Raw genomic sequence first — 23,359 nt, forward strand, 5'->3', positions numbered from 1 at the left:
CGATTCGGCAAAACCCGAATATTTTACCGTTCAGTGGATTGTTCAGAGCGACCGACAGCGTCATCGCGAACAGATCAACGAATACGGAAGGCCGTACTCATCTCACAGCGGCTTATCATGTTCCGACAATCGATACTGCGGCAAGTTCCCTTCGGAAATGCACGCGGGCGAAGCCGATTCGCCAGGGGAGATCAGGCAGATTTGCACAGAAGAGTCCCCTATGGAAATTCCTGATGTCGAGTGACCCAGGTATCATTTCGCGTGAATCGAAGCTCATGCCCTGGCCATCTTGATCTGAAGTGCCACAAATCGCCGCTGTCCAATTGGATGCTGTGCAATCGGATTCAGGTCATTTCAGCCGGTCCGCTGTCAGCGCCTCGTGGGCCCGGGATTCATTGGCCTTTGTGGCGCCATCCACTTTGGACGGGTCATCTCCCAGATCAGGACGGCTGCGGCCGTCGAGACATTCAGAGATTCGACGCGATCACTTCCGGGGATTGATACGAGCGTGGTGCAGGCGGCCGCGACATCTGGCGCCAATCCCTCTTCTTCATTTCCCATGACAAGAGCGCAGGGCAATCGCTGTTGCGAATCCACGGCCGGGTGTCCGCCCCGCGTTGCCGCCCCCATGACATGAAAGTGTGGTCGAAGTGCACGGATGAAAGAAACGAGATTCTGGACCACGTACACTTCCACATGATCAAGCCCCCCTTCCGCCACCCGATAGGTGGCCTCGGTTGGCAGTGCCGCCTGTGGATGATCCGGCAGAATCAGCTTCGAGACACCGAAGTAGGCCGCCGAACGAATGATCGCCCCCAGATTGTGGACATTGCTGACGCGATCCAGTACCAGGAGAGATTGGCGTTGATCGGCCCAATCGCGAATTTCCTGCCAATCGGGTGAGCGATAAACCGGCGGCTCAACGATGACAACGACGCCCCCATGATGCAGTGTGCCCGAGATTCGCTCGAGTTCCTCCGATTCGACACAGCGATAGACCAATCGTTCCTGAGCCATCCATCGACAAAGATCACCGACTGCCGGAGCCATTGCGCGATTGAAGAAAAGCCGGACGACGGAATCGGAATCCGACTCAAACCGCGAACGAACGGCCTTCAGTCCGCAAATGGCAAGCTCTCGAGTCCGCATGAATTCGTACGACCTTTTAACAACAAGCGTCTTTACCGCGAGAGTCCTGGAATCTCGCGCTGCATTTCCAGGTCGAGTTTTATCACACCGACCGACCGAATGCTGGTGAAATCGCGTTCCTCGTCATCCAAGGCGACAAAGGTCGCCGCGCCAGGTGTTCTAAATGGATCATCAACGATGCGAATTAAAGAGATGTGCGATTATTGTCTCATGTTGCGTCGACTCGAAAATCAACCGACGAACGGCCGCCTTGAGCTTGCGCAAAATACCCTTTCCCCTCAACGACAGATGACAGTCACTGACGCCCAATCTCATGGCATCACGACACCTCTACCCCTACGGAATGCCGAACGGGTGTTCTTGAGGTTGTTCGACGATTTGATCGGATTGTCAGCGAAACTACTTGATGCATAAGACAATCGGAACGTCTTCGGTTTTCCCGGCAGGAATGGCACGGCCTCTGCTTCCCTCCCCTCTGCCGAAACTGCTTGTGCGGGGGCCGGCAGTTCGGCGTTGAAATGTGGCAATTGATGCTCTTCCTTTGACGACCCAAACATGCTGTTGCGGAATCTTGCGCAGAACGACCCGCTTGCGTCGCGACATGCTCGTTTTTTGTGCCGGACAACATGAGTCAACCGGAATGCCTCGTCTTGAGGTAGACGGTGTTCCGGAAATGGATTGAGTCTCATTGTTTCTTGAGGATCTGGGAATCTGTCATGCACCGCCGTCGATTGTATCACCCATCTCGCACGACTCGCGGCCATCGAAATGGGCTGCTGTTCATTGGGGCACTGCGAGAAGTTAGCCTGATCGCACTTGTCGTTGGGTTGTTGCTGATGGCAATCCGTGAATCGTCCTCCCTATTGCAAATGCATGGGACTCCGAAAGGAGCCGAGGCACCGACCTTCCCTCTCGACCCCATTATGAATCTCGACTTCGATCGAGATCGACGCACGCTAATTGCTCATACCTACCCAGAAGGCATCGACGAAATCAGGGTGTCGAATGCCGTGTCGAAAAAACGGATCTCGCCTCAAAACCTGTTCTCGACGGCAACCTCAGAAATCAATTCAACCACGATGATGCTGACGCAGTGGACGCACGAGAACAGCCTGCACCACGGAGTTTACTTCCTGCGAAATGATCAAGTCGTGCATTCAGAGGAATTCATTCTGAAAGTTCTGTCGACCGCAGATGCACGGATTTCTCGAGATGGCTCGATCGCCCTAATGATTTCACACAACGGCACGATCATTGGCTGGGACCTGACGCAATCACCACCGAACCGTTGGGAATTCCATTTGGAAAAATCCTCGGCCACCAATCAGCTTTCGCCTGACGGAACGAAGCTCGTGATTGCCGCGAATGACGGAAATCCGTTGATCTGCGATTCCCGGTCGGGTGAAGTGATTTTCTCGCTACCGGCCATCTCGAGCTGCTGCCGCAGCGCGGCCTGGTCAAGTGACGGACAGCGACTTTCACTTGGCGACGAACACGGCAATGTTTTTGTCTACGATACCGTAACGGGTCAACAGGTCTGGATGGGTCATATTAACTTCTTATTCGCACGCTCCATGGCACTGTCATTCGATGGGAACATCCTGGCCGCGGGTGGATTCGACAAGAAGATTCGGATCTGGGATCTCGCAAACAAGACGCATTCACCGGCCCGCGTCGTGGAGAGCACCAGCGTTGTCAACGATGTCATCATCACGGACGACACGTTGTTTGCCGCCTGTCTGGACGGAACGATTCGCGAATGGTCGCTGAAATCCGAACAACAGCCACGACAGATTCGCTAACGGGCGATGGAGTTCAATCACGTCTTACGACGGCGTTTTGCCAACAAGCGATCGAGCTGGTTTGCGAACGATTGACTGTCGTTGGTTCGAAACGGCGGCGGTCCGCCCGAGATCGCACCACTTCCCCGCAGTTCGTCCATGAGATTTCGCATCGCCAGACGTTCGCCAATATTCTCGAGCGTGTAAAGTTCGCCGCGTGGATCGATCGCACACGCCCCTTTTTCCACGACCAGGGCGGCCAGCGGAATATCGGCAGTAACCACCAGATCTTCGCGATCAAGCAGCTCAACAATCTTTTGATCCGCAACGTTCAGCCCCGAGGGGACGGTTAGAATCGTGATGAACTCTGACCGAGGAATGCGCATCGGTTGATTGGCGACGACCGTCAACGGAATCTTTGTCCGATTCGCCGCACGAAAGACGATTTCCTTGACGGCGACGGGGCACGCGTCTCCATCGATCCAGATTCGCATTATTAATGCCCCTCCCACAACGACCTCGTGACAGAACGCTTGCTGATAATCTATTCCACACCCCGGGCAAGCGTTCTCACTCGTGCGACATCAGACTCATGCACCGAGCTTTTGGCGGCAGTACGCCGCGCCGGCTTCCAGAGCTGCATCAATCTTCGAGGGATCTTTGCCGCCTGCTTCGGCCATATCAGGACGACCGCCTCCGCCGCCACCGCAGACCTTTGCTGCCGTCTTCACGCAGTCCGAGGCATTCAACCCTTTCGAGACAAGCACATCTTTGCTGACCGACGAAATGAAAGCGACTTTATCATCGGCAACCAACGCAAGCAGTACCGCGACTGACGGAGCTTTCTCGCGAATACGGTCGGCAAATTCTTTGAGCGATTCACGCGGGTAACCGGTCGCGTTATGGACGACCAACTTAACACCATTGATCGTTTCCGCCTTCGCAACCAGTTGCTCGGCGGCTTCGGTCAGCGAAGCCATCGAATGCTTTGCCAACTGCTTCTTGGCCTCACGCAGTTCCGCCTGCAACGCTTCGATCTTGCGCGGCAGTTCGTCGGGTTGGCCTTTGACCAGTGCGGCCGCTTCCTTGACAAGCGCCTCGGTCTCGCGAATTCGCTCCAACGCTTTGGGACCGGTCAAACAAGTCACGCGCCGAACGCCAGCCGCAACCAGTTCATCGCGTACGACTCGGCAAAGACCAACTTGTCCCGTATTCGCCAGATGAATTCCCCCGCACAGTTCGCGGCTGAACTCGCCCATGCTGACCACGCGCACATTGTCAGGATACTTCTCACCAAACAGTGCCATCGCCCCTAGCGTTCGCGCTTCTGCGATTGGCATCAGGCGTGTCGAGATCGATGCCCCTTCGGCAATCCTGGTATTGATTTCATCCTCAATCTTAACGACTTCGGAGTGCGTCAGGCCGCTTGAATGGGCGAAGTCGAAACGCAGCTCATCTTCTTGAACCTTTGAACCACGCTGCGTCGCATTCTCGCCCAGGTACTTCCGCAGGGCATGATGCAGGATGTGCGTCGCGGAGTGGGCACGACGGATTCCAGCACGCCGCGAGAGATCGATCTTCGCTTGAACTTCAGCTCCCACGGCCAGTTTTCCGGTTTTGAGCACGCCAATGTGGACCAGCAATTCGCCATCGCGCTGCGTGTCCTGCACCACGAACTCGAGACCATGACCTGTGATCGTTCCGGTATCGCCGACTTGCCCACCCGCTTCACCGTAGAATGGCGAGCGATTCAGCACGACTGCAATTTGAACATCGTGCTGCTCGAATGCGTTCACCAGCTTCCCATCGGCGATGATCCCGACGACATCGGCCGTGGCATCGCTGGCATCATAACCCAGAAACTGGGTCCCGCCGCTCTGACGCAGCGTGTCGAGCGGTCCTGCCGACATGACTGAGTTCGCAAAGGCGCCGCGACCACTGGTCTGCTTGTGCTGTTCCTTGCACTCTTTGAACCGCTCCATATCCACCGTCAGGCCGTCGTTTGAGGCCAGCGATTCCGTGAGTTCAATCAAGAAGCCATCAGTCTGATGCAGGTCGAACGCTGCATCACCCGAAATCGTCGGCGAACCGTCGCGTTTGGCCTGATCAACCAGTTTGCGGAAACGACCGATCCCTGACTCAATCACTCGCAGGAATTGTTTTTCTTCCTCAAGGATGCCGTTCTGAACGGCTTCAATTGTCTGACGGAACTCGGGGTACGGGTTCTTCATCATCTCGCCGATCACCGGAACCAATTGCGACAAGAATGGCTCCTGTTTGCCAAGCAGATACCCTTCCATCAAAGCGCGACGCAGCAGCAATCGGACGATGTAGTTCTCTTTTTCCGGACCAGGACCACACCCTTCGTGCAAGGCGAACGAGCAAGCCCGCACGTGGTCGGCAATCCTTCGGAGAGCGCGGCCGGCGGGAGCCCCGTACTCATATTTCACGCCGACGATTTCCCCCGCGGCCTGGCAAATCGGCTTCAAAATATCAATCTCGAAGTTGCTGAGGACACCCTGAAGCGTCGAAGCACACCGCTCAAGTCCCATCCCGGTGTCGATATTTTTCTTCGGTAGCGGCTGCAGATTGTTCGGAGGAGCCCCCACGCGATTGAACTGCGTGAACACCAGATTCCAGATTTCGACGGACTTGGTACCACCCGGCGGTAAGTAATAGATCTCACTACAGGGACCACAGACGCCATCAGGGCCTTGCGAGGGTGACGAGGCGGGCCAGAAGTTCTCGCCTTCGTCTTCACGCGAAATCCGATTCGAAGGCAATTTGATTTCGTGATTCCAGATGTCATAGGCTTCCTGATCATCCAGATAGACCGTGACGGTCAGTCGAGTCGGATCGAGACCCAGCCACGACTTGTCGGTCAAGAATTCCCAGGCCCAGTGAATCGCTTCGCGCTTGAAATAGTCACCAAACGAAAAGTTGCCGAGCATCTCGAAGAAGGTGTGGTGGTACGCGGTCACGCCCACATTGCTGATATCGCCCGTCCGCAAACACTTCTGCGACGTCGTCGCGCGCGTGAATTCGATCGGCCCGATTCCGAGAAACTGGTTCTTGAACTGATTCATCCCGGCTGGCGTAAACAGGACCGTTGGATCGTCTTTGGGTACCAAGACGTCCGATGGCCGACGCACACATCCTTTGGATTCGAAAAACGTCAGGTATTTTTCACGCAGCTCGTCAGTTTTCATAGCGATTCCGTTGATGGTCACAGACCAAGACATCTCTGCCGACACCAGAGATCGGCAGGGTCGATATAATTACAGTAATGTCAGAAATATTAAGCCCGCATCGTCGGACACGGAAATCCGCCCAAAAGATAGCAGATGATCCGATTTCGAGCGACACTTCAGGTCATTCCACCCCTTGAAACTCGACCGCCCCAAATCGGTAACACCTGTTGGCTCGTTTGGTGATCGCGTGTATAAGCCGTGAAATCATTCCATGGAAGGCAGATTCACGCATGCATGTCGCTATCGCTGGAATTGGAACCGCTGTCCCCGACCACCAGTGCGAGCAAGAAGAGGCCGGCGAAGTCGCCGCACAGTATTGCTCCGCCACTCCTGAGCAGGCTCACATGCTGAGCGTGCTCTACCGCATGTCGGGCGTCAATACCCGCGGCAGCGTGGTTCTGGAAAGCGCTGACGGCATTTTAACGGATCGACAAGAGTTCTTTCCGCCCTGCACGCCTGAATCCCCTAACGGTCCAACCACCGAAGCCAGACTAAACATCTATGCGGAAAAGGCGGGGCCACTGGCCCTGACCGCATCGAAACGGGCTTTAGAACAAAGCGAAACGTCCCCTCAGGCCATCACGCACCTGATTACGGTCACTTGCAGTGGTTTCGTCGCCCCAGGCTTCGATTTCACGTTAATCAAACAGCTTCCCCTGCGATCCGACGTGGCGCGCACTCAGATTGGTTTCATGGGGTGCCATGCGGCATTGAACGCCTTGCGCGTCGCGCGTGCCTTCGTCGCGGCTGATCCGACGGCAGTCGTCCTGGTCTGTTGCGTCGAGCTCTGCACCCTGCACTATCAGTACGGCTGGAATCCGGAACAAATTGTTGCCAATTCCCTGTTCGCGGACGGTGCGGCAGCCTGCGTCATCCGGGCCGAAATACCAGCGGTTACTGGTTCCGTGCTGGAATCGCAACAGCGACCGATCTCTCGCATTCTCGCCAGCGGATCGACTCTCTTACCCGACTCGGAAGACGCGATGACCTGGCGCGTGGGCGACCACGGATTTCGAATGACCCTTTCGACGCGGGTTCCCGGTTTGCTGGAAGCCCACCTGCGTCCCTGGCTCACCTCCTGGCTGAAACAATACGACCTGCGTCCCGAAGAGATTTCGACGTGGGCCGCGCATCCAGGCGGGCCGAAGATTCTGAATGCATTCGCCGACACCATGTCGATCCCGCGAGAACAATTGTCGGTTTCGCGTGAAATCATGCAAACACACGGAAATATGTCGTCACCGACCGTCTTGTTCGTCCTGGATCGCCTGCGTTCCAAACAGGCGAGCGGTCCCTGCGTCGCGATCGGATTCGGCCCCGGCTTGGTCGCGGAAGCCACATTGCTCGCGTGATACCGCCACCGATCGCGTTCGGTTCAACAGAATGCGACGTAAGAAAACCGTGCCTCGTCGCTCGTCCCGGGGAAACACGTCACTGTGCCACTAGTCGCGAATCTGAACCGAGCGAGCCGATAACGTTCCGGGGGCGTCTTCGGACAGCTTCAATGTGACAATCCCCTGGGTCTTCTTGACCGCCTCATAAAACTCGGCAGGAGTTCTGACGGGGTTATTGTTCACGTGTGTAATGAACGTGCCCGGCTGCAGACGGGCCGCCTGCGCCGGCGATCCCTCGGCCACCTTCATGACCAATACCCGCTGATAGACGAGTGTTTCCCCGCGTTGTCGCGCCGTCGAATAGTCGACCGATAAACCGCGCCAGGGGGCGTATCTTGGAACCGTTTCGACGATTCCTTCTTCGTCACGAACGGGCCATTTCGCCAACTTGACTTTGACCGACTCCAGTCGCTGCCGACCTCGCCGCCAGAGCGTCAAATCAATCTCGCTATCGGGAGGATGCAGACCGACCATGCGGACCAAATCGGAAGTCGACAGAACGGGCACGCCTTCCACTTTCACGACCACATCCGCATCGTCAATTTTCGCCACATCCGCAGGTGAACCGGGTTGAACTTTGACCACGGCCGCCGCCGATCGCTGGGGCAACCCGGTGTTCAAATGCAGAAAATCCACTGGAGACAATTCGCCCGGCGAGATGCCAATAATTCCGTATTCGACCTCATGCCCGTCAAGCAGGGTTCGAACAATCCGCCGCGTCAGCCCGTCAACGGGAATCGCAAACCCCGTTGACTGTTCGTAACCTTCAATCGCCGCCAGTGAAGTGCTGATGCCGATCAATTCGCCCTTCGAATTTAGAACCGGACCGCCGCTGGTTCCCAGGTTAAGACGGGCATCCAATTGCATGACCACGCCAAGCCGATAAAGCGTCGAGCTATTGACGTATTCTTCGCTGGTGGTCGCTTGCTTGCGCGACAGCGGAATCGGCTGACGCGTCAGATTGCTCACCAGCCCCCAACTGACACTCGCCGAACCATCTCGGGCGATTCCGTAGGGATTCCCAAGCAACAGCACGAATTGTCCCTTACGGGGTGGAGGCGCATTTTCCCAATTCACACTGGGAAACTCATCCGGCTTAACCCCGTTTCGGCCCCACTCCAATCGCAAGACGGCCAGATCGCTGCGTGGATCGGCCGCATAGATGGTGGCCAGACACCCACGTCGGTCCGAAAACCGGACTCGCAGCTCGGTCCCATCATCGGCAACATAATAGGGGCTGACAGGACCGCCACGTACGACATGCAAATTCGTCAGGACGTACCGCTCAGTGCTTTTGACGGGACTGACCAAAAAGCCCGCACCAAATTCATTGGGAATCTCATCCTGTTCCTCGACCATATCGGCACGACCAAACGCGCGATGCGTCGGCCCGGACCTGCTGCGCGGTGGTGGCGTGTGCCGGCCAATACTGACGACCGACGGCTCAACCCGCTCGACGATCTTGACGATTGTATCTTCGAACACGACTGCGGGATCTTGCGCGTGGATGTCGCACAGAACCCCGAACACGGCCATCCCAAACCCCGCCGCTCCGACCAACAACGCGAGCGCACTGTTTGGGCGTCGTCGTCGAAAATCGAACGATCGGAAATTCATGATGGCCGGCTCTAGCCCCCAACCCAACCTGGGGCCGTGACGGAAATGTTCGCTTCTTCCTGCAAAAGATCGAAGCCGACTTGAAAACCGCCACGGTCGATTGGATCACATGATTATTGCCATGAACAGGGTATCGACGTCAATCGTCACCGGCACCGGCCATCTTCTGGCCGTTGGCAAAGAACGCGGCCATTACTTTTTCTCGCAGCTCCTTGACCACTTCAGGATGTTCTTCGAGATACGTTCGTGATTTGTCACGTCCCTGCCCGAGTTTCGTGCCGCCGTAGATGTACCAACTGCCACTTCGATCAACGACATTGTACGCCGCGGCCATGTCGAGCACGTCGCCTTCCAGGCTGATTCCCCGCGACCCCAACATATCGAATTCAGCCACGCGGAACGGGGGTGCGACCTTGTTCTTGACGATCTTCACCTTCATCCGAATGCCGATCATGTTCTCACCCTCTTTGAGAACCGCCAGCTTGCGGACGTCGACACGGCACGAGCTATAGAATTTCAGAGCACGCCCGCCGGGTGTCGTCTCGGGAGACCCGAACATCACACCGATCTTTTCGCGGATCTGATTGATAAAGATCACCGTCGTTTTGGCCTTCGAGATACAGCCGGTCAGCTTTCGCATCGCCTGGCTCATCATGCGGGCCTGCAATCCAACGTGAGAATCGCCAATATCCCCTTCAAGTTCTGCTTTCGGCACTAGGGCGGCCACCGAGTCGACCACGATGATGTCGACGGCATTCGACTTGATCAGCATTTCGGCAATTTGCAACGCCTCTTCACCGGATGAAGGCTGGCTGACCAGCAATTCTTCCAGGTTGACCCCCAGGCGCTTGGCCCAGGCGGGATCGAGCGCGTGTTCGGCGTCAATAAATGCCGCAACGCCCCCTTCTTTTTGTGCATTGGCCACGGCATGCAGCGCCAGTGTGGTCTTTCCGCTGGATTCTGGTCCATAGACTTCAATGATCCGGCCGCGGGGAAAACCCATCCCGCCGAGTGCCAGGTCAAGCGACAACGAGCCGGTGCCGATGCCCGAAACCGTCATTGAGGAGTTATCGGAGAGCTTCATGATCGAGCCCTTACCGAAGGCCTTCTCGATCTGCCCCAGTGTATTATCGAGCATCTGACGATCGCCGTGTACGACATCGTCATCATGCATGACAGACTTGGCCGCCTTCGCCTTGGCCATAGAAGCATCCTTGAGAGAGTGGAGACACCAGCGGAACACCAATTCGCCAAAGAGACGGGCGAACAGGAAAAGTAAGATTTCAGTACCCGTTACGCAAGCGACGGGCAACCCCTCTGTGAGTCATTCAGTTGTTATCAGGAGATCAAATGAGTCGGCTGGTCGTTTCCACGAGAATTGCCGTCGACATCCCCGCGTTGATTCCGCCACGCCATTCTTCTTTAACATGAAACAGCCCCGCATCCTTTGCGACGGAAACCGTGCCGACTATGCTCCGCGCCGACCGTTCGAATTATCGTGGGAGAGTCAATACACGTGAGTCACTTTCAATTTCATCTCGACGCAGTGGACCCCGCAACCGGGGCTCGCGTGGGTCGCTGGGACACGCCGCACGGAACGGTCGAGACGCCCGCATTCATGCCAGTGGGAACATTGGCCACCGTCAAAGGCTTGACCCCCGATCAGTTGCAGCAAACCGGCGCGCAAATGGTGCTGGCGAACACCTATCACCTGGCACTCCGCCCCGGCGCCGAGGTTGTGGCCGAGATGGGGGGACTGCACGAATTCATGCAGTGGAAGGGCCCAATCCTCACAGACAGCGGCGGATTTCAGGTCTTCAGCCTCGCACCGATGCGAAAGCTGTATGAAGACAAAGTCGTCTTTCGCTCGCACATTGACGGCAGCCTGCTGGAACTGTCTCCCGCCCAATGCATGCGAATTCAAGAACAACTGGGCGCCGATTGCATCATGTGCCTGGATGAATGTCCGCCACACGATGCGCCGATCGAAAAAATCCGGGAAGCGGTCGACAGAACCACAGTCTGGGCATCACGTTGCCGCGATTCACACCAGCGGGCAGACCAGGCCCTGTTCGGCATCGTCCAAGGCGCCACCGATCAAAAAATGCGTGAACGATCAGCAGCCGGGTTGCGACCGCTTGATTTCCCCGGTTATGCCGTGGGAGGCCTGAGCGTGGGGGAAGAGCCGACCGAGATGTACCGAACCCTCGATTTCACGGTACCATTGCTGCCAACGGATCGGCCACGCTATTTGATGGGCGTGGGCCGGCCCGTCGATCTGCTGGAAGGCGTGTTGCGAGGAATTGATCTGTTTGACTGTGTGATGCCGACACGCAATGGCCGCAACGCAACAGCGTTTACGTCCGAGGGACTGCTCAAGCTGAAAAACCTGAAGCACCGGACCGATCCTACCCCTGTCGACCCGGAATGTGAATGCCCTGTCTGCCGACAGTTCAGCCGGGCCTACATCCGCCATTTGTTCATGTCTAAAGAAATGTTGGGCCCAATTCTGCTGTCCTGGCACAACCTGGCGTTCTATCAACGCCTGATGCGCGACTTGCGCTCCGCAATTCGTGAAGGGCGTTCCGCGGAGTTCCGGACGGATCAACTTGCCCGCTGGAATCGATCCGTTTAAGATGCCGAACCGTCTTCCGCCGAATATTTTTCCAATTTCCGCCGGCCGACGGGTACGACAGTCTGTTGAAATCAGGGGACTTGGCCCTACAGGACCTCGGAAAAGGCCTTGGCATTTGCACTGCCGCGTGACCTGATCACTCGATTTCTTCCGGCAGCTACGCTTGTCGTAACACGTTTTCGGTATGAGTTTTGTCGACAAAAAGATCTGACTTCGCGATTCCCTTTAGACAGGCACGACGTTGAACTGCTTTAGCCTTCTGTTGCTGCAAGCCGACGGGGCGGCCCCGAAGAACGACAGTTTCTTCTGGGTCATTCTACCGCCGCTCGCCATCATCCTCGTGTTGTATATGGTGATGGACTCGCCGCAACGGCGCGACAAGGCCAAACGCGACGCGATGATGAAGAATCTTAAAAAGGACGACCGCGTGGTAACCATTGGTGGAATACTGGGAAGCGTGGCCCTGATCAGTCAGGACGGGAAGGAAGTCACCCTGAAAGTGGACGACGGAACGCGAATTCGCTTTCGTCGGACCGCAATCGCGGAAGTGTTATCGGCCGACACGACGGCAGAGCCCACCAAGACGACATAGCCGCAGTGGGGGGTGCGGCGGCCGACTTATTGACGGCCGTTCGTGACCCTGAATCCCACTCTTCACGGGCCCGCGGATTTTCACCCGGCTCGCCCTCTTTCAGACGCAGACACATTTTCGGGACTGGAATTCACGAATGTATGGAATCGGGCAATCCCTGCTGTTGATGCAAGCCGGAACGTCGGGCCGCGAATTGCTGGTCTTCACCGTCATGGCGGTGGTCTTCATCGTTCCATTTCTACTCGGTGGCGTCATTGCCCGGGCTTTGCGTCTGGAAGATCTGTCGACACGCATCGGCGTCGTCCTCTTCTCGATCTTCGCCTCGCTGGCACCGTTTATCTTCGTCATGATGCAAACCGTGCCTGTGGAAACAGAGGTCAACGGCGAGAAAGTAACCAAGCGCGTCAGTCGCTCCTGGAAAGATGCCATTCCGCTGGGGATCGACCTCGCAGGGGGAACCAACCTGCTGTTCCAGATCGACAATCAAGCCGCCGAACAGCAGCAGAAGAAAGAAGTCGGAAAGGTCATTCCGCTGGAAACCATCGAAAAGATGGTGAATGCGATTAAGAAGCGAATCAACCCCTCGGGTGCGGAAGAAGTCACGGTTCGCCGCGTTGGAAACGATCGCATTGAAATCATCATCCCCGGCGCTGACCCAGACCTGGTCGAACAGAAAAAACGCCTTATTACCAAGCTGGGCAGTCTGGAATTCGGGATTGTCGCGAATGAACGCGACCACGGACCAACCATCGAACTCGCCAAGAAGCTGCCCCCCAACGTCGCGGAAGTCCGTGGCGAAGAAAACAGTATTATCGCGTCGTGGCGCGACGTCGTGGATGGGAAGGCTGAACAAGACGGCCGGATCGGATCTCGTGAGATCACCCGGACCGATGAAAAGACCGGCGAGCAAGTCAAAGTCGTCCAGTTCCTGATCAAGCATGACCAGCCTGATTACACCGTGACAGGCAAATACCTGACCAATGCGTCTCCCACGGCTGACGAGAGTGGTAATCCGGCCGTCAGCTTCCGCTTCAATCCCCGCGGTGCAGCATTGTTCGGCAGCCTGACTCAACGAAATCTGCCAGACCCCACCGACGGGTTCAAACGTCGCCTGGCCATTTTGCTGGACGGCAAAGTCCATTCAGCTCCGTCGATCAATTCACGCATCACTGACTCGGGCCAGATCACCGGCCGATTTGACATGGCTGAAGTCAACGAACTGGTCGGCGTGCTGAACGCCGGTGCGCTCGAAGTCCCGCTGAAACCAAACCCCATCAGCGAATTCACCATCAGCCCTTTGCTGGGGATTGACGTTCAGGAAAAAGGGATCAATGCGATCATCGCCTCGGCCTTGGTCGTGTTCGTGTTTGTGCTGGCCTACTATCGCTTGGCCGGTTTGATTGCGGCTCTCAGTCTCGTGCTGAACCTGCTGCTCGTGGTCGGTGCGATGGCGTTCATCTCGGCCACTTTCACCCTGCCCGGTCTCGCGGGTCTGGTGCTGACAATTGGTATGGCCGTCGACTCGAACGTGCTGATTTACGAGCGTATGCGCGAAGAACTCGCACGGGGAACCAGCCTTCGCATGGCGATCCAGAATGGATTCGAAAAAGCATTCGCCGCAATTTTTGACGGCAACGTCACATCACTGATCACCGCTCTGATTCTGTATTTGATCGGAACCGACCTGATCCGCGGCTTCGCGGTTTCGCTGTTCATCGGTTTGTCGATGAGTTTGTTCTCGGTGCTGTACTTCGGCCATCTGGCCTTCGACATCATCGAACGCAAGCGATGGGCCAAGACGCTGACGATGATGCAGTTCATTGGACAGACCAAGATCGACTTCCTGGCCACCCGTCACGTCGCATTTGCAGGTTCGGCGGCAGTGATCCTGCTCGGATTGGGTGCCCTGTTCGTACGCGGAAACGCGAACTGGGATATCGATATGAGCGGGGGAACGATGGCCACCTTCGAATTCGTCGAAAAGCAAAAGACAGACGACATTCGCGGACAGCTTGAAAAAGCATTCCCGAACGGCGTCAGCCTGGAACGACTCACCTTGGCCGGTGAAGAGCAATCGGCCGGAAAGCGATTCCGCGTTCGAACGTCAGAAATCGATCGAGCCAAGGTCATCGAAGGAATCAATCAAGCGTTCGACGACAGCAAGTATGCCGTCGTTCGCGTGGCTGTCGATGAAATCAAGACGTCGACATCAGGCCAGATCGAAGGAGAAGCCTCACGCTTTTCTCTGGGTCAGCAGGCTGAAGTGAAACTCAGCGGCGGGATGTCTGCGGAAACGTTTGGATCGTACTTGAGCGAAACAATTGAATCGCTGCCGGGCGGCGAAAACGGAGCCAAAAAATACACATCCGCACAGTCACTACTGCATGTCGCGGGCACGACCGAAGCCACTAAAGACCCTGCAATCAAACTTGATCCCAAGTACAAGTCGCCTGCAAAGTTCACAGCGTTCACCGTTCAAGCGACACCGGAAATCACCCCCGAAGACTTTGCAGCCAGCTTGAAGCTGGTTCAAGACCGTCTGAAATCGGAACCCGTCCTCGAAGAGGTGAATTCGTTCGATACTTCGGTCGCAGCTGAAACCCAGATGAGCGCCCTGTGGGCTATCTTGGCGAGCTTGTTGATGATCATCATCTACATGTGGTACCGATTTGAGAAAGTCTACTTCGGTCTGGCGGCGGTGGCAGCACTCGCACACGATGTGTTAATCACAATCGGAGCCATTGCATTGGGTGCCTATCTCAGCAAAACGCCGCTGGGACCGATCCTGATGCTCGAAGATTTCAAGATCAACATGAATCAGATCGCCTGCTTGCTGACGATCGTCGGGTACTCGCTGAACGATACGATCGTGATCTTCGACCGTATCCGCGAAATCAAAGGCAAGAGCCCCAACATCACCTACGACATGATCAACCAGAGCGTTAACCAAACGTTGTCCCGTACGCTTTTGACTGCGTTCACGACGTTCCTGGTGGTGCTGGTTCTGTATATTGCCGGTGGCGAAGGGATTCACGGTTTCGCATTCTCGATGATCATCGGGGTCATCACCGGCTGTTACAGTACGGTCTATATCGCGAACCCCGTCCTGCTGTGGCTGGTGACACGCGAAGCGAAGCTGAAGGCTCAGCCAAACCGCACCGCGAAGACCAGTTCGGCTCCAAAGTTCGGTAAGTCGGCAACCGCCTGATCCGAGACGGTCGAAGTGATTCAAAAGCCCCGAGAAGCACCCGCTCTCGGGGCTTTTTTCGTGATATGGGTTGAATCCCTCGTTCTCGTTCCCAAGCTCCGCCTGGTTCGTCCGCCTCGTTCCCAAGCTCCCCGGCCTGTTGATTTAATCGAAAAGTTGAGGACGGACGATGAGGATTAAGGAGTTACGGAAATACTTTTCGCCCTAACTCCTTAATCCTCGTCGTCACCACTCACGCTCGGCGATTAAATCAACGGGCCGTCCCGCTTGGGGACGCCTCTTGTAATCTCAGTTTCTGCAGAGAGGAAATGCGGCCTGAGACCCTTCTGAAGGCAAAATCAGGCGATACGAAGCGTCCCCAAACGGAGTTTGGGAACGAGGGAAGACAGACCAAAGCGCGACACAGACACAATCGTGGCCCCCATTGAATAGCACACGACCAGCAACCGATCCGGCATCAACCAAACTCACGCGTGTGTGCGTGAGCCGGAATGCGGTTCGTCATCCAGCCTTGGCCAGGCGAGCTTGAAGCGTGAGCCCTCACCCAGGCGACTGTTCACGGTGATCTCGCCCCCGTGTTCGCGAATAATCTTTTGGCTGACGGCCAATCCCAATCCCGTCCCGCGTGCGCCCTTCGTCGATTCGAAGACGTTGAAAATCCGCTGCAACTGGTCTTCGACGATTCCCGGCCCGTTGTCCGAGACCGCCACCCAGAACATGTCCGCCGCCTGATCCAGACCCGTTTCGACTTTAACTGTCGCGTGATCCGATCCTTCCACGGCATCGATGGCATTCGTCACGATATTCAGGATCGCACGGTGAATCCCTTCCGGATCAAAGGTACTGAGTGGCAAGTTCTCGGCCGGCTGATACCGCAACTCAACCGAACACTCAGCCGCCCGTGCCTGCATCAATTCGACCACGTCGTGGACTGTCTCATTGAGCTGAGCCTGTTGATACGCCGGCTTACGCTCCTTACTGAACGTCAGCATGTCCATGACCAGGTTGTAGATCTTGTTCTGGTTCTTTTCGACAACGTGCCAGCCTTTGCGAACCAGATCTTCGTTGTGATCATTCAGTCCCATATCAATCAAATAACTTCCGCCGCGAACGCCCTGCAGAATGTTCTTGATGTGGTGACTGAGCGTCGCAATGGTTTGCCCCATCGCAGCCAGTCGTTCGGCTTTGACGAAGGCATGCTGATAGCGATGATTTTCCACGGCCAGCGCGGCCTGACGACCGATGGCGATCAGCAACCGCAACTGATCCTCGCGGAAGCCCGCTGCTTTCTCGCTGGACAGCGTCAGAAAATCGCCAGGCGTTGTGATGTCAATATAAATCACGCCCATCAACTGGTGACGCCCCTGCATGGGGACGCACATCGCTTCGCGAATTCCCGCCTCATAGATACTGTCCGTGGAATTGAATCGACTGTCATTCTGCGCATCGGTTGAACGAACCCCCTGGCTCGACTTCAACACATAATCCACGATCGTCCGCGAGATCGGCATTCGTGCTCCGGGCGGGCCCGGTACACGCTGACTGGTGATGTGCGGATGTATCTCGCCCGTTTGCGGATCGGTCAACAGCACACAGCCTCGATCGGCCGAGACGGCAGCAACCGTCAGATCCAGCGTCCGTTGCAGTGTCTGTTCGAGAGAAGACGACGGACGGGTGACTTCTTCGGTAATTCGGTACAGAACCGACAGAATATGCGGCGAGTCGCCCGCCGCGACTTGCGACCGTGGTTCGCTGACGCCTAAATCGTGTCCCAGATGGGTCACGATACTCGATCGATCCGCCGGATCATGGCGACGCAGCAACTGCACGCGATCGGCAGCCGTGTCTTTCCAACTCTCACGCGAGGAATCGCTAAACAGGAGCAGTGAATTTCCTAACTGGATCTGGTCTCCGTCCACCAGCACATGAGACCGAATGACCACCCCGTTCACGAAAGTCCCGTTGGAACTGTTGCGATCGGTCAGGACAAAATCGTCTTTGACACGCTGGACCGTCGCATGTAATCGCGAGACTTCGCTGTCGAGAATTCGGATCTCGTTCCGTGCGTCACGGCCCAATGAGAGGGGGCGATCAAGCAACTCGAAACGAGCCCCCTGTTCAACCCCCTGGACGACGAGCAACGAGGCCTTCTTCACGACATCCACATCCCGAACAACAAACGTCAAGCACAACGCACGCGCAGCCCGGCGGCGCACGTCCAGACGTCAATCATATCGAACGCGCCCACCGAACGGGCAACATCCGAGTCGGGAATTCAGAGATCGAAAGAAAACCTGACTTCGCGCGACGTGCGTTCGAGGCAGATTCCTGATTCAAACGGCCAATCGCTTAACCCGCAGGTGGCAGGGCGAGCAGGTCTTCGATCGTCTGTAGGAGTTCAGGGTACTGAAACGGCTTCGACAGAAACCGATCCCCTTTGTCGACCGAAGTTTTGACCGAACCGATCAGAATCCGATGCGACTCGCCAAATCGCGAGGCCGTGGCATCGCCAGACGCTTCGTCGAGATCGATGACCACGACATGGGGAGACGCCAGATCGTCGGCTCGTCGGTGAACGAGAGCACTGCGAGCCCGCTCAACCTGGGCGCCGCGCGGTTCCAAAACCGCCTTCAGCACAGCCTCGGTATCCGAGGTTCCATCAATCACCAAAACATGCGGTGCTGAATTCACTCCGCCGTCCTTCCGTGGGTGGCGTTTCGTCGATCGATCGCACTCGATACAGGCCCCATCCATGGGCCAGCATCGACCGACGCGGGTTGTAGTTCGAACCCGAATTCGTGTCAAAAGCAATTCGGCAATCTTCGCCGAACGAGGGAAACGGGGTTGACACCAGGGACGTTTGGCAACAATCACTCACCAGTCAAAACGAGGGCGGGAGCTTGGGTCAGAGAAAGAATGACTTCACCAGGCGAGCCGAGATTGATCGCAAATCGGAATTGATCCCGCGACAGTTCACGGGGATACTATCGGCAGCACATCGCTCGATTGATCTTCAGGAGCTCGCCATGGATCATCACGCGCCGTCGGGAAACCCGCTCAGCCGACTGGATGACTGGGACGATTTCGTCGAAGCCCGTTACCCCGTCCCGGGTGAAAAAGCGAAAGAAGACTATCGCAAGTACGACTCTAGTACCCGGGACGGCGTCCGCGAGTTCTATCAACTCAACCATCGCTACCAGACATATGACTTCGTTCAAGAGAAGAAACGCACCTACCTGCCGCTGCAGAAACGCGAAATGACGGTGCTCGAGGCGGTCGAGTATCTGAACACGCTGGTGGACGATTCCGATCCCGATATCAGTCTCTCGCAACGCGAACATCTGCTGCAAACGGCCGAAGCCATTCGCGCCGATGGACATGACGACTGGTTCGTCCTGACCGGATTCATCCACGATCTTGGCAAGGTCCTGTGCCTGTTTGGGGAACCGCAATGGGCGGTTGTCGGCGACACCTTTCCAGTGGGCTGCGCTTTCAGCAATCGCATCGTTTACCCCGAATTCCTGCAGGACAACCCTGATTCGCGGAACCCGCGTTTCAACACGCCTCTTGGGGTCTACGAACGCGGCTGCGGCTTGAAGAATATTCACCTGTCGTGGGGACACGACGAGTACCTGTTTCATGTCATCACACAGGCGGGTTGTTCATTGCCGGAACCGGCGCAATACATGATCCGGTACCACTCATGCTACCCTTGGCACCGCGAGAACGAATATCAGGATCTGGTCGATGACCACGACCGCGAAATGTTGCCCTGGGTCATGAAGTTCAATCAATACGACCTGTATTCGAAAAGCCCAAACCGACCCGACTGGTCGCAGTTATCAGACTACTACACGTCCCTGATCGAGAAATACCTCCCCGGTAAACTCGCCTGGTAACCTCTTCTCAGTGCCTCTGTGTCTCCGTGTCTCCCGCCCCACCAATGTGTTCCCCAAGTACGCGAAACGTACCGGTGGGTGCAGCGGGAGGTAGGCGAGACACAGAGGCACGGAGACACAGAGAGAAGAAAATGCAAAGTGGGACGAATCGATTATGACGTCTTCAGGATCTCGTTCACGACGCGGCCGCTGACGTCAGTCAATCGGAAATCGCGGCCGTTGTAGCGATAGGTCAGTCGCTCGTGGTGCAGCCCCAACTGATGCAGGATCGTGGCGTGCAAGTCATTGACGCTGACACGATCGACGAGAGCCTTGTAACCAATCTCGTCGGTCTCACCGTACAGGGTTCCTCCCTTGATGCCTCCACCCGCAAACCAGGTGGTAAACGCATGCGGATTGTGGTCGCGGCCTGTTCCTCCTTTTTGGACCAGCGGTAAGCGGCCGAACTCGCCGCCCCAGACAACCAGCGTCTGGTCCAACAAACCTCGGCCAGCAAGATCAGTCAAAAGAGCCGCCACCGGCTGGTCCGTTTCGGCCGCGAAACCGGTGTGATTTCCGGCAATATTGGCATGCCCGTCCCAACTGCGTTCGTTTTCCATACCGCCCGAATAGATCTGAACAAAGCGCACACCACGTTCAACCAGTCGTCGGGCTGTCAGGCATTGCTTGGCAAAATGAGCACACTTGGGATTGTCGAGGCCATACAATTTCTGCGTGGATTCGGACTCCGCTGCCAAGTCCAATGCCTCAGGCGCGGCCATCTGCATGCGATACGCCAGTTCAAACGATTCGATTCTCGCGGCAAGTTCCGTCTCAGTCGGATGCCGATCCCGGTGCTCGCGATTGAGCGACGCCAGAAGATCCAGTTGCGCGCGTTGCTGGGTATCGGACTGGTCGTTGACGCGGCGCAGATTCTCGATGGGGTCACCCTGGGGTTTCAGGGCCGTCCCTTGATAGATACTCGGCAAGAATCCCGCACCCCAGTTTTGCGCGTGACCTTTAGGAACGCCGCGTCCCAGCGTGTCGTACATCACGACAAACCCGGGCAGATTTTGGCTTTCGCTGCCTAGGCCATAGGTGACCCACGCGCCGACACACGGAAACCCCTGTCGCGACATGCCGGTATTCAAACGAAACAGCGCGGGGGAATGATTATTGGAATCGGTCCAGCAGGAATAGACGAATGCCATCCGATCGACATGTTCGGCCATCTTCGGAAAGATGTCGCTGACCCAGGCCCCACATTCGCCGTGCCGCGCGAACTTGAACGGCGACTTCATCAGCGGCCCGCCGAGCCCCGCAAAGAAACCCGTCGTTTGATCGAACCCCGTCAACTCCTTGCCGTCTCGCTTTTCCAGCTCCGGTTTATAATCCCACGTATCGACCTGTGAAGGCCCGCCATTCATGAATAGCCAGATCACCGACTTCGCCTGCCCTGCAAAATGTCCCGCGTGCGATGCCAACGGGTTCAGCGCGGTCTCGGGCGAGGCATGGACCAAGCGCCCTTCTTGAGCCAAGAGCCCTGCCAGAGCCAATGAGCCGAATCCATTCCCTGCCCGGCGAAGAAACTGACGCCGGGACGAAAACTCGGATGCAGGTGGAGCGAATAACAGTTGCGACATGGCCTACCAAGTTCGTCTGGGGTTCTCGTCGCCTCATTTGAGACGTCAATGCGATTTCAAATCGATCCCAAATCCAAGTTTGCGCGCCAGCTGAGGATCGACGGTCTCGTCTTTTCCATCCGGGCCGACGCACCAGATTAAAGCAGATTCGGGCGATTCACGATGATACCGAACCGCCTTTCCCAGTTGATCGGTCGGGTCAACGGGAACGGCATCCAAATACTTCGGAACCACCTCATCAAGCTGCTGAGGATATTCCTGATGATCGCGTTGGTAAGCCTGTGCGGCCAAAGCCGCAATGAGCGACGCAGTCCGCGCCAACTGCCGCTGAACGGCGATTTCCAAATCTTTGAGCGGCCCCGCCGCGACGGCCGTGGCCAATTTCGAGCGTTGGACCGCTTGCTCAATCGCCGCAGGACCTAGTTGGTGGCGCGGCAATCCCTCTGGATCGGGGTTGAAGAGTAACGCAACACCCTTTCCAGAATAGGCGTGACGCTCTGAAATCGGCTTGTCGACTTCGGTCAATTGATTCCCAAGAAGGTGCCGCATGACCATCTGCGTGTAGTACGGCTCACCGATCAACCAATAGTATGCTTTCAGCCCGCTGACGATCGGCTCCTCGGCGGACGTTCCAGTGGCGAGGTCGATGGCGCGAATCCAATTCGATTCGCCGCAGGACTTTCTCATCAGCGAGTATTCGATCTTCAGTGTTTGCGATATCGGTGCCGACATTTGTTCTGCACGTTGGATTTCATGGATCGCCTGTCGTAGTAGTTCCGCCGTCACTCCGCGGTGCTCGGACCAACGATTGAATCCTTGACATGCCACCGAGTTAAGCGAAATCCCAACGAGCCGCTCGACCGCGAATCCATACTTGCCCGAATGAAAGCTGCAGCGCATCACGGCCACGTGCCATTTTAGAGCATCAGAGAAATCACCAAGCGCTTCGAGCCGTACCGCTTCACATTCGGCCATCTGCCCAAAGTTTCGCAGTGCCGTCGTAACGGGAAGCAGCGTTTCCCAATGGGAATCGCGAATCAAGTGATACTGTGCGTTGGGCAATTCTGTCCCACGGCGCCATTCCTCCAGGGCTGGACGCCGTGCTTCGAACCACTTCCCCAGACGCGTGCTCTCCGCAACCGTCTCCCAACTGTTCTCGAGAACTTGGACCATCTGTGCCGTGAGATCGGGCTCATTGTTCGCGATATCCGCGAGGCGCGCGGCCTCGAACAATCGCTCGGCTTTGCGGTAGTGGACGAACGCATTGTCCTCCGACGGAACCTCGATCTTTGCAAAGGCTTCGACATCGAATGGTTCATCAATGTACGGCACTTTGCTGACGAACCACATCCGCATCAGCAGCGGTGAGATGACGACCAAAACAATGAACAAGCGAATTCCTGTTCGAATGGTCCAAAGCGAATTGGAACGCTCGGAAGCGATTGGCCCGGCGTCGACGGCTTGAATCGTCATGAATCAATCTCAGTTGGCTTCGACACACAAAAAAGACTATCTGTCTTTATTATATCCACCAATTTGAGTGAAAAACAGGGTTCACGTTCTCAACGTCGGTAGATTTCGCTCTTGCGCGGATGGTTGGGGAACGTTGTCCCTCACCCCAGACATTTCCTCGTTCAAAGATATCCTCGTTACCAAGCTCCCGCTTGGGAACGCCTCTCGCAACGCGATTTCTGCCGAGGTGAAAAGCGAGAGGAAGGCCTCCTCCGTGTGCCGTCTGCAAACACGGAGTGTTACCAAGCAGAGCTTGGTAACAAGGAGAAGCTTGAACGATCGAACCATGCAAGCCTTCCCTCGTACCGAAGTTGCCGCTTCGCAACACCTTCTTTCAAAGATTCGTCGGCTTCTTCTTGGGCACCCGATGCTGCCAGAACAGGCGGTCTTGCGTCACGAAATTCAGACGCAACGCGCAGCGCAAACAATAGCGTTCGTGCTGACGTGTCAGGTAGATTTCGCCGCCAAGGATCAGATGGAACCAATCCTGCCCAGGCTCTTTGGCATAGCAATAAATTCGCTCAGAATCGCGTTTAATCAGAACGTTCCAGTCCTCGTTGTCCGGCACGTACAGTCGCGTATCGGGCTCTGGATCGGGCAAAATTTCGGGACTGGCGTCGTTTGTGGCCTGCGGTAAATCGAAGTCAGATTGCTCGCCACGCTGAATGTCATCGTCCATCGCAAACCTCGGTACCACAC

16 protein-coding genes are annotated in these 23,359 nt (G+C 56.3%); 6 read left to right on the forward strand and 10 right to left on the reverse strand.

The annotated features are described in order from the left end of the window. Positions 1-369: 369 nt before the first annotated feature. Complete coding sequence (locus OSO_RS0132270; RefSeq protein WP_010587017.1) at positions 370-1,149, reverse strand: TrmH family RNA methyltransferase; 780 nt, start codon at positions 1,147-1,149, stop codon at positions 370-372. Positions 1,150-1,865: 716 nt separating this feature from the next. Here OSO_RS0132270 and OSO_RS0132280 point away from each other — a divergent pair. Further along, positions 1,866-2,951: a WD40 repeat domain-containing protein gene (locus OSO_RS0132280; RefSeq protein ID WP_010587020.1), complete on the forward strand. Its 1,086-nt coding sequence runs from the start codon at positions 1,866-1,868 to the stop codon at positions 2,949-2,951. A 17-nt stretch (positions 2,952-2,968) separates the two neighbouring features. On the opposite strand, the gene OSO_RS0132285 is transcribed toward OSO_RS0132280, so the two are convergent. Together OSO_RS0132285 and alaS are read right to left on the reverse strand one after the other, a co-directional pair. Then, a complete protein-coding gene (locus OSO_RS0132285; protein ID WP_010587021.1) occupies positions 2,969-3,424 on the reverse strand; it encodes a YaiI/YqxD family protein in 456 nt (151 codons plus the stop codon). Positions 3,425-3,520: 96 nt separating this feature from the next. Beyond that, positions 3,521-6,139: an alanine--tRNA ligase gene (gene alaS / locus OSO_RS0132290; protein WP_010587022.1), complete on the reverse strand. Its 2,619-nt coding sequence runs from the start codon at positions 6,137-6,139 to the stop codon at positions 3,521-3,523. A gap of 272 nt (positions 6,140-6,411) precedes the next feature. Between alaS and OSO_RS0132295 the strand changes: the two genes are divergently transcribed. Next, positions 6,412-7,533 (forward strand): type III polyketide synthase, encoded by a 1,122-nt coding sequence (locus OSO_RS0132295; protein WP_010587023.1) that lies wholly within the window; start codon positions 6,412-6,414, stop codon positions 7,531-7,533. Positions 7,534-7,623: 90 nt separating this feature from the next. On the opposite strand, the gene OSO_RS0132300 is transcribed toward OSO_RS0132295, so the two are convergent. Both OSO_RS0132300 and recA read right to left on the reverse strand, forming a co-directional pair. Next, positions 7,624-9,192 carry a trypsin-like peptidase domain-containing protein gene (locus OSO_RS0132300; RefSeq protein WP_010587024.1) on the reverse strand — a complete coding sequence of 523 codons (1,569 nt, stop codon included), beginning with the start codon at positions 9,190-9,192 and terminating at the stop codon, positions 7,624-7,626. A 139-nt stretch (positions 9,193-9,331) separates the two neighbouring features. Continuing rightward, positions 9,332-10,396 carry a recombinase RecA gene (recA, locus tag OSO_RS0132305; RefSeq protein WP_010587025.1) on the reverse strand — a complete coding sequence of 355 codons (1,065 nt, stop codon included), beginning with the start codon at positions 10,394-10,396 and terminating at the stop codon, positions 9,332-9,334. A 312-nt stretch (positions 10,397-10,708) separates the two neighbouring features. Between recA and tgt the strand changes: the two genes are divergently transcribed. From tgt to OSO_RS0132320, 3 genes are all read left to right on the forward strand, one after another. Then, complete coding sequence (tgt, locus tag OSO_RS0132310) at positions 10,709-11,827, forward strand: tRNA guanosine(34) transglycosylase Tgt (protein ID WP_010587026.1); 1,119 nt, start codon at positions 10,709-10,711, stop codon at positions 11,825-11,827. Positions 11,828-12,068: 241 nt separating this feature from the next. After that, the gene (yajC, locus tag OSO_RS0132315) at positions 12,069-12,419 is read left to right on the forward strand and encodes a preprotein translocase subunit YajC (RefSeq protein WP_083843019.1); all 351 of its coding nucleotides are present in this window, start codon (positions 12,069-12,071) and stop codon (positions 12,417-12,419) included. 136 nt (positions 12,420-12,555) lie between these two features. Beyond that, positions 12,556-15,627 carry a protein translocase subunit SecDF gene (locus OSO_RS0132320; RefSeq protein WP_010587028.1) on the forward strand — a complete coding sequence of 1,024 codons (3,072 nt, stop codon included), beginning with the start codon at positions 12,556-12,558 and terminating at the stop codon, positions 15,625-15,627. Between the two features lie 467 nt (positions 15,628-16,094). Here OSO_RS0132320 and OSO_RS0132325 read toward each other — a convergent pair whose 3' ends face one another. Then, positions 16,095-17,783, reverse strand: a complete 1,689-nt coding sequence (locus OSO_RS0132325) for an ATP-binding protein (protein ID WP_040593493.1) — start codon at positions 17,781-17,783, stop codon at positions 16,095-16,097. 193 nt (positions 17,784-17,976) lie between these two features. Beyond that, positions 17,977-18,318, reverse strand: a complete 342-nt coding sequence (locus tag OSO_RS0132330) for a DNA-binding transcriptional response regulator (protein WP_157605589.1) — start codon at positions 18,316-18,318, stop codon at positions 17,977-17,979. A gap of 335 nt (positions 18,319-18,653) precedes the next feature. On the opposite strand from OSO_RS0132330, the gene OSO_RS0132335 reads away from it, so the two are divergent. Further along, complete coding sequence (locus OSO_RS0132335; RefSeq protein ID WP_029247717.1) at positions 18,654-19,526, forward strand: inositol oxygenase family protein; 873 nt, start codon at positions 18,654-18,656, stop codon at positions 19,524-19,526. Between the two features lie 152 nt (positions 19,527-19,678). Here OSO_RS0132335 and OSO_RS0132340 read toward each other — a convergent pair whose 3' ends face one another. From OSO_RS0132340 to OSO_RS46005, 3 genes are all read right to left on the reverse strand, one after another. After that, complete coding sequence (locus OSO_RS0132340) at positions 19,679-21,148, reverse strand: DUF1501 domain-containing protein (protein ID WP_010587032.1); 1,470 nt, start codon at positions 21,146-21,148, stop codon at positions 19,679-19,681. 45 nt (positions 21,149-21,193) lie between these two features. Beyond that, complete coding sequence (locus OSO_RS0132345; protein WP_010587033.1) at positions 21,194-22,621, reverse strand: hypothetical protein; 1,428 nt, start codon at positions 22,619-22,621, stop codon at positions 21,194-21,196. Positions 22,622-22,994: 373 nt separating this feature from the next. Further along, entirely contained in the window at positions 22,995-23,339 is a 345-nt protein-coding gene (locus OSO_RS46005; RefSeq protein ID WP_010587035.1) for a hypothetical protein, read from the reverse strand. Positions 23,340-23,359: the final 20 nt, after the last annotated feature.

Origin of the sequence: Schlesneria paludicola DSM 18645, from assembly GCF_000255655.1 — a bacterium.
Taxonomy (GTDB): Bacteria; Planctomycetota; Planctomycetia; order Planctomycetales; family Planctomycetaceae; genus Schlesneria; species Schlesneria paludicola.

What these genes read in the sequence shown, in the direction of transcription:
- OSO_RS0132270 (WP_010587017.1), bottom strand. Translation starts at nt 1,149, where the DNA reads ATGCGGACTCGAGAGCTTGCCATTTGCGGACTGAAGGCCGTTCGTTCG.
- OSO_RS0132340 (WP_010587032.1), bottom strand. Translation starts at nt 21,148, where the DNA reads ATGTCGCAACTGTTATTCGCTCCACCTGCATCCGAGTTTTCGTCCCGG.
- alaS (WP_010587022.1), bottom strand. Translation starts at nt 6,139, where the DNA reads ATGAAAACTGACGAGCTGCGTGAAAAATACCTGACGTTTTTCGAATCC.
- OSO_RS46005 (WP_010587035.1), bottom strand. Translation starts at nt 23,339, where the DNA reads ATGGACGATGACATTCAGCGTGGCGAGCAATCTGACTTCGATTTACCG.
- OSO_RS0132295 (WP_010587023.1), top strand. Translation starts at nt 6,412, where the DNA reads ATGCATGTCGCTATCGCTGGAATTGGAACCGCTGTCCCCGACCACCAG.
- OSO_RS0132335 (WP_029247717.1), top strand. Translation starts at nt 18,654, where the DNA reads ATGGATCATCACGCGCCGTCGGGAAACCCGCTCAGCCGACTGGATGAC.
- OSO_RS0132280 (WP_010587020.1), top strand. Translation starts at nt 1,866, where the DNA reads ATGCACCGCCGTCGATTGTATCACCCATCTCGCACGACTCGCGGCCAT.
- OSO_RS0132345 (WP_010587033.1), bottom strand. Translation starts at nt 22,621, where the DNA reads ATGACGATTCAAGCCGTCGACGCCGGGCCAATCGCTTCCGAGCGTTCC.
- OSO_RS0132320 (WP_010587028.1), top strand. Translation starts at nt 12,556, where the DNA reads ATGTATGGAATCGGGCAATCCCTGCTGTTGATGCAAGCCGGAACGTCG.
- recA (WP_010587025.1), bottom strand. Translation starts at nt 10,396, where the DNA reads ATGGCCAAGGCGAAGGCGGCCAAGTCTGTCATGCATGATGACGATGTC.
- OSO_RS0132300 (WP_010587024.1), bottom strand. Translation starts at nt 9,192, where the DNA reads ATGAATTTCCGATCGTTCGATTTTCGACGACGACGCCCAAACAGTGCG.
- OSO_RS0132285 (WP_010587021.1), bottom strand. Translation starts at nt 3,424, where the DNA reads ATGCGAATCTGGATCGATGGAGACGCGTGCCCCGTCGCCGTCAAGGAA.